We start from the raw sequence: 15,954 nt of genomic DNA on the forward strand, positions 1-15,954 counted from the left end.
CGCGGCGGCACGCGTAATCAGCGTCAGGCGAGGCAGGAGGTGGCCGGTCGATGTCCGGTCGGCCCCTCGAAAACGATAATGGAGTGTGGTTTATGACACAGCGAATTGCATACGTAACAGGCGGCATGGGCGGCATCGGCACGAGCATCTGCCAACGTCTGCACAAGGAGGGCTTCAAGGTGATCGCCGGCTGCGGCCCGAATTCGCCGCGCCGCGCGAAGTGGCTCGACGAGCAGAAGGCGCTCGGCTACGACTTCGTCGCATCAGAAGGCAACGTCGGTGACTGGGAATCGACCAAGGCCGCGTTCGACAAGGTCAAGGCCGAAGTCGGCGAGATCGACGTGCTGGTCAACAACGCCGGCATCACGCGCGACGTCGTGTTCCGCAAGATGACGCACGAAGACTGGACCGCGGTGATCGACACCAACCTGACCAGCCTGTTCAACGTCACCAAGCAGGTGATCGACGGCATGGTCGAGCGTGGCTGGGGCCGCGTGATCAATATTTCGTCGGTGAACGGCCAGAAGGGCCAGTTCGGCCAGACCAATTATTCGACCGCGAAGGCCGGCATTCACGGCTTCACGATGTCGCTCGCGCAGGAAGTGGCGACCAAGGGCGTGACGGTCAACACCGTATCGCCGGGCTATATCGGCACCGACATGGTCAAGGCGATCCGCCCGGACGTGCTGGAAAAAATCGTCGCGACGATTCCGGTGCGCCGCCTGGGCCATCCGGACGAAATCGGCTCGATCTGCGCGTGGCTCGCGTCGGATGAATCGGGCTTCTCGACGGGCGCCGATTTTTCGCTGAACGGCGGTTTGCATATGGGTTGAGCCCCCGGGCGCGCTGCTCACGAGGTGGCGCGCTGTGGCTCAGAGGGTTTTCCGCCGGCGTCCCGGCTGTGCAATCGGATCCTTGCACGGCCTGGACGCCGTTTCCGCGCTTGCTTAACTCGAGCTTAAAGGCGTTACATGACTACTACTACAAAGAAAACGGCCGAACGACTGATCAAGAAATATCCGAATCGTCGGCTGTACGACACAGAGACAAGCACCTACATCACGCTGACTGATGTGAAGCAACTCGTGCTGGATCAGGAGGATTTCAAGGTCATCGATGCGAAAAGCAACGAGGACCTGACGCGTGCGATCCTGTTGCAGATCATTCTCGAAGAGGAGAGCGGTGGTCTGCCGATGTTCTCGTCGTCGATGCTGTCGCAGATCATCCGGTTCTACGGTCATGCGATGCAGGGCATGATGGGCACGTACCTGGAAAAGAACATCCAGGCCTTCATCGACATTCAGGCGAAGCTCGCCGACCAGTCGAAGAATCTCTATGAAGGCAAGGCGATGAATCCGGAAGTCTGGTCGCAGTTCATGAACATGCAGGCGCCGATGATGCAGGGCATGATGACCAGCTATATCGAGCAGTCGAAGAACATGTTCGTGCAGATGCAGGAGCAGATGCAGAACCAGGCGAAGACGATGTTCGCCACGTTCCCGTTCACGCCGGGCGGCGCGGTGAACGCGGGCGGCACGCCTGCCACGCCGCAGGACAATCCGGAAGCGGAGAAGAAGTAACGGCGCGAGCGACAAGCGGGGCCGGGTCGCCGACGCGATACAATCGCGGCTTGCCCGAGCGCGGCACTGTGCCGCCGCGGCCGGATTCGCCGGGCGACGGAACGTCCACCGCCCGCGCCGCGCCGTTATCGCCGTCGTTACCCTGATTACCTTCGTCACCGCTTTGCGCCTGATTCGTCCCATGCTTGCTGTTGTCTCCGCTCTCACATCCACGCCATCGGCAGTGCCTTCCGTCGCGAAGGCCGCATCGGTCAGCGTCGGCTGAACCGTGCATCGGTACATCCCATGAGCCGGCTGTTTCTCGCCCCGATGGAAGGGCTTGCGGACTACGTATTGCGTGACGTACTGACGGGTGCGGGCGCTTTCGACGGCTGCGTGTCCGAATTCATCCGCGTGACGGGTTCGATGTTGCCCATGCGCGTCTACGAGCGCGAGGCGCCCGAAATCCTGCACGCCAGCGTGACCGCCAGCGGCACACCGATGGTGATCCAGCTGCTCGGTAGCGACCCCGAATGGATGGCGCGCAACGCCGCGTACGCGGCCACGTTGTCGCCGTATGGGATCGATCTGAACTTCGGCTGTCCCGCCAAAGTCGTCAATCAGCATGGCGGCGGCGCGATGCTGCTGAAGGATCCGAAGCAATTGAACCGGATCGTGGCGGCCGTGCGTGCCGCGGTGCCTGCCGATATCGCGGTGACGGCAAAAATGCGCCTCGGCGTGGCGGACACGTCGCGGGCGATCGAATGCGCGCAGGCGCTCGTGGAGGGCGGCGCGGCCTCGCTCGTCGTGCATGCGCGTACCCGCGACGACGGCTACCGGCCACCCGCGCACTGGGAATGGATTGCACGCATCGACGAAGCGGTCGACGTGCCCGTGATCGCGAACGGCGAAGTCTGGAGCGTCGAGGACTGGCAGCGCTGCCGTGCCGTGAGTGGTTGCGCGGACGTGATGATCGGCCGTGGCGCCGTTTCCGATCCGTTCCTCGCGCAGCGTATTCGTGGGCTGATGGATCCGTCCCCATCCCCCGGCGAATGGCGCGAAGTGTTGCACGCGCTCGCGGTTTATATGAAGAAGCTGCGGGCTCGCGGCACGCTGAGTCACGAGCATGGCCGCGTCAAGCAATGGCTCAGCTATCTGCGACGCACCTGGCCGCAGGCCGCCGAACTGCACGCGGCGATCCGGCGCCTGCAGGATTCCGATGAAATCCTCGTGGTGATCGGGCAGGCATTGACGGACAGCGATTCGGTGCGAATCCCACAGACCATCCGGGACGACGAAGACAGCGCATCGGAGCAAGCCGATCCGAGCGAGGCCATCGCCATTTGAAGGCTAGAATTCAAAGACTTACCAGCGGTAGCGGTGGCGAACCGCTACAATTCGGGGTTTAACGTCTTCAAGCGGTTCCCCATGTCTTCCACCCTCCAGAACGCGCCGGCCACGCCGGGCGTCACGCCGAAAGTCGGCTTCGTTTCGCTCGGCTGCCCGAAGGCCTTAGTCGATTCCGAACAGATCATCACGCAGCTGCGCGCGGAAGGTTACGAAATCTCCGGCACCTATGACGGCGCGGACCTCGTGGTCGTCAATACCTGCGGCTTCATCGACGAAGCCGTGCAGGAAAGCCTCGATGCGATCGGCGAAGCGCTCAGCGAAAACGGCAAGGTGATCGTGACCGGCTGCCTCGGCGCGAAGAAAAGCGCGAGCGGTTCGGGGCTGATCGAGGAAGTGCATCCGAAGGTGCTCGCCGTGACCGGTCCGCACGCGGTCGGCGAGGTGATGCAGGCGGTGCACAACCATCTGCCGAAGCCGCACGATCCGTTCGTCGATCTGGTGCCCGCCGCCGGCGTAAAGCTCACGCCGCGTCACTACGCGTATCTGAAGATTTCCGAAGGCTGCAATCATCGCTGCACGTTCTGCATCATCCCGTCGATGCGCGGCGATCTCGTATCGCGCCCGGTCGCCGAAGTGATGCTCGAAGCGGAAAACCTGTTCAAGTCCGGCGTGAAGGAACTGCTGGTGATTTCCCAGGACACGAGCGCGTACGGTGTCGATGTCAAATACCGCACCGGCTTCTGGAACGGCAAGCCGATCAAGACGCGCATGTCCGATCTGGTCGCCGCGCTCGGCGAACTCGCCGCGCAATACGGCGCGTGGGTGCGTCTGCACTACGTGTATCCGTACCCGAGCGTCGACGAAGTGATTCCGATGATGGCCGCGGGTCCGTACAAGGGCCACGTGCTGCCGTATCTCGACGTGCCGTTCCAGCACGCGCACCCGGAAGTGCTGAAGCGCATGAAGCGTCCGGCCAACGCCGAGAAGGTGATGGAGCGCGTGAAGGCCTGGCGCGAAATCTGTCCGGATCTGACGATCCGCAGCACGTTTATCGCGGGCTTCCCGGGCGAGACCGAAGAGCAGTTCGAAACGCTGCTCGATTTCATCCGCGAGGCAGAACTCGATCGCGTCGGCTGCTTCGCGTATTCGCCGGTCGAAGGCGCGAGCGCCAACGAACTCGACGGCGCGCTGCCCGACGACGTGCGTGAAGAGCGGCGCGCGCGCTTCATGGAAGTGGCCGAGCAGGTGTCGGCAAAACGCATCGCGAAGAAGGTCGGCAAGACGCTGAAGGTGCTGGTCGACGAGATCAATGCCGACGGCGGCATCGGCCGCACCGCCGCCGATGCGCCGGAGATCGACGGTGTCGTGTATATCGCGCCGACGACGAAGGCATCGAAGCGCTACAAGGTCGGCGACTTCGTGTCGGTGAAGATCACCGGCGCGGACGGCCACGACCTGTGGGGCGAGGTCTGAGCGATGACGGTAAGCACGGCCGCACGGCCTGACCGCTCGACCCCGGAAATCCTCGCGCTCGGCGAGGCGATGATCGAATTCAACCAGTCGGCGAAGGATCAGCCGAACTATCTGCAAGGCTTCGGCGGCGACACGTCGAACTTCTGCATCGCGGCCGCGCGCCAGGGCGCGAAGACCGGCTTCGTGTCGGCGGTCGGCGCCGATCATTTCGGCCGGTTGCTGATCGATCTGTGGGAGCGCGAGCAGGTCGATACGTCGTGCGTGCGCGTCGATCCGCTCGCGTCGACCGGCGTCTATTTCGTGTCCCATGGCCCCAACGGCCACGCGTTCGACTATCTGCGCGCGGGCTCGGCGGCCAGCCGCTATGCGCCGGCCGATCTGCCGCGCGATGCGCTCGCGGCGGCGAAAGTCATCCATCTGTCCGGCATCAGTCTCGCGATCAGCGTGAGCGCCTGCGATGCCGCGCTCGAAGCAATTGCGTATGCGCGTGCGAACGGCGTGCGCGTGAGCTTCGACACCAATCTGCGCCTGAAGCTGTGGCCGCTCGCGCGGGCGCGTGCGGTGATGCTCGAAGCGATTCGCGAGACCGATATCTGTCTGCCGAGCTGGGACGATGTGACCGAGCTCACGGGGCTGACCGGCCGCGACGAGATCGTCGATTTTCTGTTGTCGCACGGCCCGAGTGTGGTCGCGCTGAAGCTCGGCAAGGACGGCTCGTATATCGCGACGTCGAACGAGCGGCGCGTCGTGCCGGGCCACGTCGTCAACGCGGTCGATGCGACCGGCGCGGGCGACTGCTTCGGCGGCGCGTTTATCGCGCGCATCGTCGCGGGCGACGATCCATTTACCGCGGCGCGGTACGCGAACGTCGCCGCCGCACTATCGACGCAAGGTTATGGCGCGGTCGCGCCGATTCCGTCGCGCGAAACCGTCGAGCGCGTGCTGGCCGCGAGTTAGGCAGGACGCGCGTCACACGCGGTACGCAGTAGTCGCGATGGCCGATTTGGAAAGATCAGAAGGAGCGAGCGATGCAACGAGACGTGGTGGTGGTCAGCGGTGTGCGCACCGCAATCGGTACCTTCGGCGGCAGCCTGAAGGATTTCGCGCCGACCGATCTTGGCGCGCGTGTCGTGCGCGAAGTGCTGGAGCGCGCGCGCGTCACGGGTGACGAAGTCGGTCATGTCGTGTTCGGCAATGTCGTGCATACCGAGCCGAAAGACATGTATTTGGCGCGCGTCGCGGCGATCAACGGCGGCGTCGCGCAGCATACGCCGGCACTGACCGTGAACCGGCTGTGCGGCTCAGGCTTGCAGGCTATCGTGTCGGCCGCGCAAAGCGTGCTGCTCGGCGACGCCGATATCGCGATCGGCGGCGGCGCGGAAAACATGAGCCGCGCGCCGTACTCGATGCCCGCCGCGCGCTTCGGTCAGCGCATGGGCGATTCGCGCCTCGTCGACATGATGATCGGCGCGCTGAACGATCCGTTCCAGTCGATCCATATGGGCGTGACCGCCGAGAACGTCGCGCGCCAATACGACATCTCGCGCGACGCGCAGGACGCGCTCGCGCTCGAATCGCACCGCCGCGCGGCCCACGCGATCACGAGCGGTTACTTCAAGGACCAGATTCTGCCGGTCACGATTGCGTCGAAGAAGGGCGACATCGTGTTCGACACGGACGAGCACGCGCGGATGAACGCATCGGCGGACGACTTCGCGAAGCTGAAGCCGGTGTTCGTGAAGGAAAACGGCACCGTCACGGCCGGTAACGCGTCGGGCATCAACGATGCCGCGGCGGCGGTCGTGCTGATGGAGCGCGGTGTCGCCGAGCGGCGCGGCGTGAAGCCGCTTGCGCGGCTGGTGTCGTACGCGCATGCCGGCGTCGATCCGGCGTACATGGGTATCGGGCCGGTGCCGGCGACCCGCAAGGCGCTCGAACGTGCTGGCCTGACGGTCGCCGATCTCGATGTGATCGAGGCCAACGAAGCGTTCGCCGCGCAGGCCTGTGCGGTCAGCAAGGAACTCGGGTTTGATCCGGCCAAGGTCAATCCGAACGGCTCGGGTATTTCGCTCGGTCATCCGATCGGCGCGACCGGCGCGCTGCTCACCGTCAAGGCGCTGTACGAATTGCAGCGTATCGGTGGGCGCTACGCGCTCGTTACGATGTGCATCGGCGGCGGGCAGGGAATCGCGGCGGTGTTCGAGCGTATCTGAATGCAGGCGGCGGTCGGACTCCGAGCACGCAACAATCAGGCAGAACCAGCAACAAGGATGGAGAGGATGCGGGAATCGAAAGCGATGAAGGGTTCGGCAATGCGCGCGGCAACGCGTGGTTCGCGGCTGCGTGCGGGTGCGGGTGCGGTGGCCGGCGCAGCCGCGCTGCTATGCGCCAGCGCGGCGCTGTGGCTGCCGTCGCAGGCATGGGCGCAAAGCGCCGCCGTGAAGGAACTGGCGGCGCCACCGCCGATCCAGTTGCCGCTGAAGCCGAGCCCGGAGTTCGCGAAATTTCCGCGCTATAGCGGCACGCTCGGCAAGCGTCAGATCGTGCTGCGGCTCGGCCGAAAGACCGACGATCCGTCCGGCGTGCACGGCGAGTATCAGTACACCGATACTGGCGAGGTGATCCTGATTGCTGGCGATCGCGTCGACGATACGCTCGAAGTCGAGGAATCGAACGACGGCACCCATATCACCGGCAACTGGGTCGGCAAGTTCGCGGCGGACGGCTCGCTCGAAGGCGACCGGATGAACGTCGACGACTCCGATCCGCAGCCGTTCGAGCTGAAGCCGCTGGCGGCGGGGCAGGCAGTGCCTTCGGCCGGTGCGACTGCCGCACCCGGCGCGACGACGCCCACTCCGGCCGCGCAGCCGCCTGCAGCAAACAGCGCCGCACCCGCTCCCGGCGGCCACGCAGTCGGCGGAGTCAGTAACCTGCAAACCGGCGACTGATGCCGGCGCCATCCACGCTTCGCCAGTCACGCGGTATCGGCCGCTCGTGCCGTGCCGCCGCGACCAGTCTGTCGGTTCATTCACGCACGTCACACTCATCGACCAGGCAGCGCATCCGCCAAAACGGCGAGGCCGCCGTTTCCGTCACGCTTCCCTCTGTTTTTCAGCGAATCTCACCATGACCCAATCCAAACTCAAACGCGGTCTGCAAACCCGCACCGTGCGTGCCGAGGACCGGATCACGCCGGGCTTCGAGTCGTTCTCGACGCCGGTTACGCGAGCCTCGACGGTGGTGTTCCCCGATCTCGCGACGATGCGCGCGCTCGACTGGAAAAACGACGCGCAGTGGCGCTACGGCCTGCACGCGACGCCGACGTCGATCGCGCTCGCGCAGCGGCTCGCCGCGCTCGAGGGCGGCAATCACGCGTTGCTGCAACCGTCCGGGCTGTCGTCGATTTCTAACGTGTATTTCGGCCTCGTGAAGGCCGGCGACGACGTGCTGATTCCCGATAACGTGTACTCGCCGAATCGCGATCATGGCGACTGGCTCGCGCGCGATTTCGGCATCACGGCGCGCTACTACGATCCGCTGATCGGCGCGGGCATCGCCGATATGATCCAGCCGAACACGCGGCTGATCTGGCTCGAAGCACCCGGCTCGGTGACGATGGAAGTGCCCGACGTGCCGGCGATCGCGGCGGCGGCGCGCGCGCGCAACGTGATCACCGCAATCGACAATACGTGGTCCGCCGGCCTTGCGTTCCGACCGTTCGATCACGGCGTCGACATCTCGGTGCAGGCGCTGACCAAGTATCAGTCGGGCGGCGGCGACGTGCTGATGGGCGCGACGATCACCGTCGATCGCGAGTTGCATCTGAAGCTGAAGTCGGCGCGCATGCACATGGGGATCGGCGTTTCATCGGACGACTGCTCGCTGATCCTGCGCAGCCTGCCGAGCATGCAGGTGCGCTTCGCGCAGCACGACCGCGCGGCGCTTGCGATTGCAACATGGCTGAAGAGCCGGCCGGAAATCGCCGCGGTGCTGCATCCGGCGTTCGCCGACTGCCCGGGGCACGAGGTGTTCAAGCGCGACTTCACCGGCGCGGGCGGGTTGTTCTCGGTCGTGTTCGACGAGCGCTACAGCGCGGCGCGGATCGACACGTTCTGCGAATCGCTCGAACTGTTTTCGCTCGGCTGGAGCTGGGGTGGCGCGCATAGCCTCGCGATGCCGTACGACATCGCATCGATGCGCACCGAAGGGCAGTGGCCGTATCGCGGCACGCTGGTGCGCTTCTATATCGGCCTGGAGGAAGAAGAGGATCTGCGCGCGGATATCGAGCAGAGCCTGGCGGCGTTGGCATAACGCGTTCGGTTCGCCGCGGCTTTTATTCGCTGCTGTCGCTGTATTCGAAAGCCCGTCGGGATGTAGTTCCGGCGGGCTTTTTATTCATGGCGATCAAAACAACCGCAACAACCCATCCAGCCCCACGTAGTTAAACGACACGCTCGCTGCTTCGCGCACCACCGGCTTCGCGCGGAACGCAACGGAGAGCCCGGCTTCGGCCATCATCTTCAGATCGTTCGAGCCGTCGCCCATTGCAATCGCGCGCGACGGTTCGATGCCGAGCGTCGCGCACGTTTCACGCAGCGTGCGTGCTTTCACATCGGCGTTGACGATCTCGCCGATCACGTTGCCGGTCAGCTTGCCGTCGACGATTTCGAGCGTATTGGCGCGCGTGAAATCGAGACCGAGACGTGCCTTCAGTTTTTCGGTGAAGAACGTGAAGCCGCCGGAGACGAGCAGCGTTTTCAGGCCCGCCTGCTTCGCGCCGGCCAGCATCCGCTCGGCACCCGGCGACAATTGCAGCCGCTCTTCATAAACGCGCTCGAGCGCGCCGGCGTCGAGCCCTTTCAGCAACGCGACACGGCGTGTCAGGCTTTCGTTGAAGTCCTTGATTTCACCACGCATCGAAGCCTCGGTGATCGCCGCGACTTCCGCCTTCAGTCCGCAGAAGTCGGCGATTTCGTCGATGCACTCGATCGTGATCAGCGTCGAATCCATATCCATCGCGACGAGGCCGAAGTCGCGCAACTGGCGGTCGGCTTCGACGAACGCGTAGTCGAGTTGATGCGTGTAGCAATACACTTCGACGTCGGCACGTTGCGCGGCGTTTGCATCGGCGATGCGAAGCGTGTTTGCATCGATGACCGTGGCCTGCGAACCGCGCGCGAGTGCGACGAGCGTTTTGTGATGGTCGGCGGAAATAGGCGCGATGCTTTGAATGACGAGGTTCATGGACGGCCGGTGACGCGGAAAGAAAGGAACGCGGTGCGCGCGGAAAATTTCGCTATTGTAGCGGTTGCGCGAAGCGCGCCCGCGCATCAGGCTGTCCGTCGGCCGTGCAATCCGGCAACGCGCGGTTCATACTGATGCGGCGATTCAGCCGCGTTGGTGCCTGATAGCGGCGCGAAGCGAGCCGTGGCAGGAGCCGGAAAAATCCGGCGAAGCACATGGACTCCGGCACACGGCCTTGGCCATAGCAGTAAGCCATAGCCGCACATAACGCACTACAACGAACACCGCGATAGCAACACCGACAGCACACTGTCACGAGCCGTATCAACCGAGGCGCAACAAGACGCCCACACGGAGACAACGCATGACCCCGGCGACCACCCACGACGACACATCTCCCCTGGCTCGCGATTTCGATCTGCGTCATCTGAGCCCGGCGTTTCATGCCGATCCCTATCCGGTCTATCACGCGCTGCGCCGCTACGAACCGGTCAAACGCATGCCGGACGGTTCGGTTTTTCTGACGCGCTTTCGCGACGTGCAGGCGGTCTATCGCGACCCGAAGACATTCAGCTCCGACAAGACCGTCGAGTTCCGCCCGAAATACGGCGACTCGCCGCTGTACGCGCATCACACGACAAGCCTCGTTTTCAACGATCCACCGCGTCATACGCGGGTGCGCAAGCTGATTGCCGGCGCGTTGACCGCGCGCGCGATCGCCGCCATGGAGCCGGGGCTGATCCAGCTCGTCGACAGCCTGCTCGATGCAGCCGCGCAGCGCGGGCGCATCGATCTGATCGGCGAGTTCGCGTCGGCGATTCCGGTCGAGGTCATCGGCAATCTGCTCGACGTACCGCATGCCGAGCGCGCGCCGCTGCGCGACTGGTCGCTGGCGATACTGGGCGCGCTCGAACCGTCGCTGACCGATGCGCAGCTCGCGCGCGGCAATCGCGCGGTCGATGAATTCGTCGACTATCTGCGCGGCCTCGTCGCGCGGCGCCGCCGCGAACCGGGCGACCCGCAGCATGACGTGCTGACGCGGCTGATCCAGGGCGAAGGGCCGAACGAACAGTTGTCGGAGGCCGAGCTACTGCAAAACTGCATCTTCATTCTGAATGCCGGCCATGAGACGACCACGAATCTGATCGGCAATGGGCTCGTCACGCTGACCGAATGGCTTGAGCAACGCGATGCGCTGTTGCGCGAACCGGCGCTGATCGGCACGGCGGTGGAGGAATGTCTGCGCTTCGAGAGTTCGAACCAGCTCGGCAACCGGATGACCACCGTCGATACCGAAATCGGCGGTGTCGCGCTCGCGGCCGGCACACCGGTCACGCTGTGTATCGGCGCGGCCAATCGCGACCCCGAGCAGTTTGCGGAACCGGACCGTTTCGATATCCGCCGCGATCCGAACCGGCATCTGGCGTTCGGCTTCGGGATTCATCAGTGCGCGGGCCTGTCGCTCGCGCGGCTGGAAGCGCGCATTGCGATCGGGCGATTCGTGCAGCGTTTTCCGGCATACCGTCTCGATGGCGAGCCGACGCGCGGCGGCCGGGTGCGGTTTCGCGGCTTCGCAGCCGTGCCGCTCGTGCTGGAGCCTTGAAATGGCATGAGGCGCGCTGCCGTGAGTCTGGGGCTCTCGTGCGAACCCGAGGAGCGCTAGCGCAAGCACGGGCGCGGCCGTACGCTCAAGCCTCGCCACAAGCCGCGGCCACAAGAACACATCGGCCCGAGACGGACGGCGCGAGATCAGTCCACGCTTTCCACTCGCAGTATCTTTTGCCTCCCGCCCGCAAGACTTACAGCCCAATAACGGCCTCGCGCGCGAGCCACACGAGTCCGCGCGCATCGTGCCGGACACCGTGCGCTGCGCCCACCCGTGGCACGCTTGCTGCTTCGCGTGATATCTCCAGCCAACCGGAGCGCGCGATGGCACACATGATCTGGAAGGGCGCAATCAGTTTCGGGCTTGTCCATGTGCCGGTGCAGTTGTATCCGGCCACGCAGTCCGAGAAAGTCGGCTTCAATCTGCTCGACAGGCGCACGATCGATCCGATCGGCTACAAGCAGATCAACAAGCGCACCGGCAAGGACGTGACCCGCGAAAACATCGTGCGCGGCTTCGAGTACGAGAAGGGCCGATACGTCGTGCTGTCGGACGATGAAATCCGCGCGGCGAATCCCGAATCGACGCAAACGGTCGACATCCTCGCGTTCGTCGACGCGCCCGACATCTCGTTCCTCTATCTCGACACGCCGTATTTCCTGACGCCGGACCGCAAGGGCGAGAAGGTGTACGCGCTGCTGCGCGAGGCGATGAAGGCAGCGGGCAAGATCGGCGTCGCGAGCGTGGTGTTGCACAACAAGCAGCATCTGGCCGCGCTGATTCCGCTGGGCCCGGTGCTTGCGCTGAACACATTGCGCTGGGCCGACGAGGTGCGCGGCCTCGACGAATTCAAGGTCCCGCCGGAAGGGATGAAAGCCGCCGGCGTGTCCGCGCGCGAACTCGACATGGCGAAGAAGCTGATCGACGACATGAGCGACGCGTGGGACCCGGCGCAGTACCACGACACGTTTCGCGACGACATCATGGCGCTCGTCGAGCGCAAGGTGCGCGCGGGCAAGACCGAGGAGGTCACCGACGTCGAAGCGCCGCACGAGTCGCGCAAATCCGCCGACATTCTCGATCTGTCCGATCTGCTCAGGCGCAGCCTCGGCCGCGGCAAGGACAAGCAGTCCGCCACGGGCCGCAAGCGTGCCGCCGGTGAAGACGACGAGCAGGCTGACAACGACGCCGACGCCGATGAAGAGGCTGCCGCGCCGGCACGCAAGAAAGCCCGTGCGGCGAGCGCGCCTCGTAGCCGTGGTGGCAGTGGTCGTACCGCGGCGAAAACCGTATCGAAAACTGCATCGACGGCGCGCAAACGGCGCGCGGCGGCTTGAGCGGGCTGCGGGGTCTGATTTTCGCTTGCCCGTCCGTTTGCCTTCTGTTTGCGATGTTGACCGGCGGCATCCGGCAGCGAGTTTGACCCCGCGTGTCGCGCCACAGTCGATCACGCTCCGTCGCGAGCGGTAATGCGGGGCGCCGCGTCATGCTCGTTGCGCTCGTGGTGAATACGGTGCGTATTCGCGGCGCCGCATTTCGCGCGGATGGCGCTTGTCGTGACAACGCACGTGCGCTTCATACGTAATCAGCTCCGAGTACCACCGTCATCGCCATGAACGACCGACTCGACCTCTACCAACGCAAGCGCCGCTTCGACGACACGCCGGAGCCCGCCGGTACGGCGGCCCGCAAGCGTGCGGGTCGTAAAAGCGCGGCACAGGCGGCACGCGACACGCTGTCGTATGTGATCCAGGAACATGACGCGCGGCGTCTGCACTACGACTTCAGGCTGGAGCTGAACGGCACGCTGCTGTCGTGGGCTGTGCCGAAGGGGCCGAGCCTCGATCCGTCGGTCAAACGGCTCGCGGTGCATGTCGAAGACCATCCGGTCGAATACGGCTCGTTCGAGGGTGTGATTCCGCCCGGCAATTACGGCGCGGGCACGGTGATCGTGTGGGATCGCGGCACCTGGGAGCCCGTCGGCGGCGCGCGCGAGGCGGCCCGCGCGTATGCGGCCGGCAAGCTCAAATTCCGGCTGCACGGCGAGAAGCTGCACGGTGGCTGGACGCTCGTGCGCAGCAACATGCGCGGCAGCGGCGACAAGGAGCAATGGCTGCTGATCAAGGAGCGCGATGAAGAGGCGCGCGACGAAAGCGAATACGACGTGCTGCAACAGCGCCCGGGTAGCGTGCTGGGCGATGACGTGTCGACGGGCACGAGCGGGCAGGGCGCGACAGCAGTAACGACAGCGACCGGACGCAAGCGCACCGCTAAAGCAACAGGCCGCGCGGCGGATCCAGCACCAGGACAAGCGCCAGCTCGAGCACCGACGAAAGCAGCCAGCAAGGCGTCATGCCGCGCATCGATGAAACTCGCCGCCGACGCGAACCTCGATGCCAGCGCAACCACCGAGGCTACGGCACAGACCGTCGCAACGACCGCTCGGTCGCGACGCGCCGACCCCAAGCGCCCCGATATCGTCGCTACCCGCACTGCGCAGTCGCTGCGCGAACTTGCGGCGTCGCCATCGATAGAAGGCGCGCGCAAAGCTCGTTTGCCCGCGAGCGTCAAACCGCAGCTGGCGACGCTCGTCGACGCGGCGCCGCCGGGCAGCGACTGGCTGTATGAAATCAAATTCGACGGCTATCGCGTGCTTACGCGCATCGAGCATGCAGCCGCAACGGCAAGCGCGAAAAGCACCCGGCGCACCACACGCACCAGCAGCAGCCGGAGCAGCGCAGTCGGCGTGTTCACGCGTGCCGGCAATGACTGGACCGCGAAGTTCAGCAAGCAGGTGCAGGCGTTCGCTGAACTCGACGTGCAAAGCGCGTGGCTCGACGGCGAAGCGGTCGTGCTCGACGAGCGCGGCGTGCCGGATTTCCAGGCGCTGCAAAACGCATTCGATGCAAACCGTCCACAGGACATCGTGATCTATCTGTTCGACGTGCCGTTTCTGAACGGCTACGACCTGCGCGGCGTGCCGCTCGAACAACGGCGCGCGATTCTGCGCGCGCTGCTCGAAGGCGTCGACGACAGCGTGCTGCGTTTCTCGAACGACTTCGCGTTCAGCGCCGATGAACTGCTGAAGAGCGCATGCGATATGGCGCTCGAAGGCATCATCGGCAAACGGCGCGACAGCGGCTACGTGGCGGGCCGCTCGTCGGCGTGGATCAAGCTCAAGTGCCGGCGTCGCCAGGAGTTCGTGATCGGCGGCTATTCGGAACCGGCCGGCAGCCGCGCGGCGTTCGGCGCGCTGCTGCTCGGCGTGTACGACGGCGCGGGCCAGTTGCAATACGCGGGACGCGTCGGCACCGGCTTCGACGCCGCGCTACTGCGCTCGGTCAAGCAGGCACTCGATACGCATGCGAGCCGCCGCATGCCGTTCGCGAGCGCGCCGCGCGAGCGCAGCCGCACACCGGTGCATTGGGTCGAACCGGTGCTCGTCGCCGAATGCAATTTCGCCGAATGGACCAGCGACGGCATCGTGCGCCAGGCGTCGTTCGTGAGCCTGCGCGACGACAAACCGGCGCGCCAGATCGTCAGGGAAACCGCTCGACAAGGAGCCGACGTGCAACAGCAAACCGATAACGCAGCCGATGACGCGCCGGGTACAGGCACGTCGAAAAAGCGTGCGAAAGAGAGCGCGCCGAAAAAGAACACAGCGAAAAAGAGTACGGCGAGTAAGCAGGCGGCCAGCCAGAGCGCCGCCGCCGCAGGCGTGGATAGCGCACCTACGCGAAGCAGTACGCGCAGTGCTTTCGATGCGTCCAGTACCTCCAGTTCGAAGCGCTCGCGCGCGCAGGTCGAAGTGGCCGGCGTGCGCATCTCTCACCCCGATCGCGTGATCGACAAAAGCACAGGCATCCGCAAGATCGAGCTGGCGCGGTACTACGAATCCGTCGCCGAATGGATGCTGCCGCATCTGCGCGACCGGCCGCTCGCGCTCGTGCGCGCGCCCGAGGATATCGGCGGCGAGTTGTTCTTCCAGAAGCACAGCCAGAAGCTGTCGATTCCGAACGTCACGCAGCATGAAGGACTCGACCCTGATCATCCTCCGCTGATCACCGTCGACACGCTCGCCGCGCTGGTCGGTGCCGCGCAGATGGGCACCGTCGAATTTCATACGTGGAATGCGCTTGCGTCGAATATCGAAAAGCCCGACCGCATGGTGTTCGATCTCGATCCGGACGCATCGCTCGGCTGGGAGCGGATGATCGAGGCCGCGCAACTGACGCGCTCGCTGCTCGACGAGCTGGGTCTGCAGTCGTTCTGCAAGACGAGCGGCGGCAAGGGCCTGCACGTGGTCGTGCCGCTCGCGAAACAGGCTGGCTGGGACGAGGTGAAAGAGTTCTCGCAGGCGGTCGCGCAGCATATGGCGGCGACGTTGCCGCAGCACTTCAGCGCGAAGATGGGCGCGCAGAATCGCAAGAAGAAGATCTTCATCGACTATCTGCGCAACAACCGCGGTTCGAGCACGGTGGCCGCATTCTCGACGCGCGCGCGACCGGGGCTCGGTGTGTCGGTGCCGCTCGCGTGGGACGAGGTGGCGGGTACCACCGCCGGCGATCAATGGAACATCGCTAATGTGCATGAGCGCCTGGCCGGGCTGCGCGGCGATCCGTGGACGGGCTATGCGAAGACGCGTCAGCGGATCACGGCGGCGATGAAGAAGCGTCTGGAGGGGGCGCAGTGAGCAAGCGGACCGTTCAGGGCATCAACGCA

At 64.8% G+C, this 15,954-nt stretch carries 12 protein-coding genes; 11 read left to right on the forward strand and 1 reads right to left on the reverse strand.

Going from position 1 to position 15,954, the window contains the following annotated elements; translation table 11 throughout:
- Positions 1-92: 92 nt before the first annotated feature.
- The 8 genes from L0U82_RS08145 to L0U82_RS08180 all read left to right on the forward strand — a co-directional run bounded on the left by L0U82_RS08145 (position 93) and on the right by L0U82_RS08180 (position 8,693).
- Positions 93-833: a 3-ketoacyl-ACP reductase gene (locus L0U82_RS08145; RefSeq protein ID WP_233829826.1), complete on the forward strand. Its 741-nt coding sequence runs from the start codon at positions 93-95 to the stop codon at positions 831-833.
- Between the two features lie 138 nt (positions 834-971).
- Complete coding sequence (phaR, locus tag L0U82_RS08150; RefSeq protein WP_233829831.1) at positions 972-1,580, forward strand: polyhydroxyalkanoate synthesis repressor PhaR; 609 nt, start codon at positions 972-974, stop codon at positions 1,578-1,580.
- A 285-nt stretch (positions 1,581-1,865) separates the two neighbouring features.
- Positions 1,866-2,906, forward strand: a complete 1,041-nt coding sequence (locus L0U82_RS08155) for a tRNA dihydrouridine synthase (RefSeq protein WP_233829833.1) — start codon at positions 1,866-1,868, stop codon at positions 2,904-2,906.
- 81 nt (positions 2,907-2,987) lie between these two features.
- On the forward strand, positions 2,988-4,382 hold the full coding sequence (gene rimO / locus L0U82_RS08160) for a 30S ribosomal protein S12 methylthiotransferase RimO (RefSeq protein ID WP_233829840.1): 1,395 nt from the start codon (positions 2,988-2,990) through the stop codon (positions 4,380-4,382).
- A gap of 3 nt (positions 4,383-4,385) precedes the next feature.
- A complete protein-coding gene (locus L0U82_RS08165) occupies positions 4,386-5,339 on the forward strand; it encodes a sugar kinase (protein ID WP_233829841.1) in 954 nt (317 codons plus the stop codon).
- A 71-nt stretch (positions 5,340-5,410) separates the two neighbouring features.
- Positions 5,411-6,595, forward strand: a complete 1,185-nt coding sequence (gene bktB, locus L0U82_RS08170; protein ID WP_233829842.1) for a beta-ketothiolase BktB — start codon at positions 5,411-5,413, stop codon at positions 6,593-6,595.
- Positions 6,596-6,661: 66 nt separating this feature from the next.
- Positions 6,662-7,330 carry a hypothetical protein gene (locus tag L0U82_RS08175; RefSeq protein WP_233829843.1) on the forward strand — a complete coding sequence of 223 codons (669 nt, stop codon included), beginning with the start codon at positions 6,662-6,664 and terminating at the stop codon, positions 7,328-7,330.
- 178 nt (positions 7,331-7,508) lie between these two features.
- Positions 7,509-8,693 (forward strand): cystathionine beta-lyase, encoded by a 1,185-nt coding sequence (locus tag L0U82_RS08180; RefSeq protein ID WP_233829844.1) that lies wholly within the window; start codon positions 7,509-7,511, stop codon positions 8,691-8,693.
- A gap of 93 nt (positions 8,694-8,786) precedes the next feature.
- Here L0U82_RS08180 and serB read toward each other — a convergent pair whose 3' ends face one another.
- Positions 8,787-9,626: a phosphoserine phosphatase SerB gene (gene serB / locus L0U82_RS08185; protein WP_233829845.1), complete on the reverse strand. Its 840-nt coding sequence runs from the start codon at positions 9,624-9,626 to the stop codon at positions 8,787-8,789.
- Positions 9,627-9,990: 364 nt separating this feature from the next.
- On the opposite strand from serB, the gene L0U82_RS08190 reads away from it, so the two are divergent.
- The 3 genes from L0U82_RS08190 (at position 9,991) to ligD (ending at position 15,925) form a co-directional block, all read left to right on the forward strand.
- Complete coding sequence (locus L0U82_RS08190) at positions 9,991-11,229, forward strand: cytochrome P450 (RefSeq protein WP_233829846.1); 1,239 nt, start codon at positions 9,991-9,993, stop codon at positions 11,227-11,229.
- A 326-nt stretch (positions 11,230-11,555) separates the two neighbouring features.
- On the forward strand, positions 11,556-12,569 hold the full coding sequence (gene ku, locus L0U82_RS08195; protein WP_233829847.1) for a non-homologous end joining protein Ku: 1,014 nt from the start codon (positions 11,556-11,558) through the stop codon (positions 12,567-12,569).
- Positions 12,570-12,844: 275 nt separating this feature from the next.
- Positions 12,845-15,925: a DNA ligase D gene (gene ligD / locus L0U82_RS08200; protein WP_233829848.1), complete on the forward strand. Its 3,081-nt coding sequence runs from the start codon at positions 12,845-12,847 to the stop codon at positions 15,923-15,925.
- Positions 15,926-15,954: the final 29 nt, after the last annotated feature.

The organism is Paraburkholderia sp. ZP32-5, from assembly GCF_021390495.1.
In the GTDB taxonomy this organism is placed as follows: Bacteria; Pseudomonadota; Gammaproteobacteria; order Burkholderiales; family Burkholderiaceae; genus Paraburkholderia.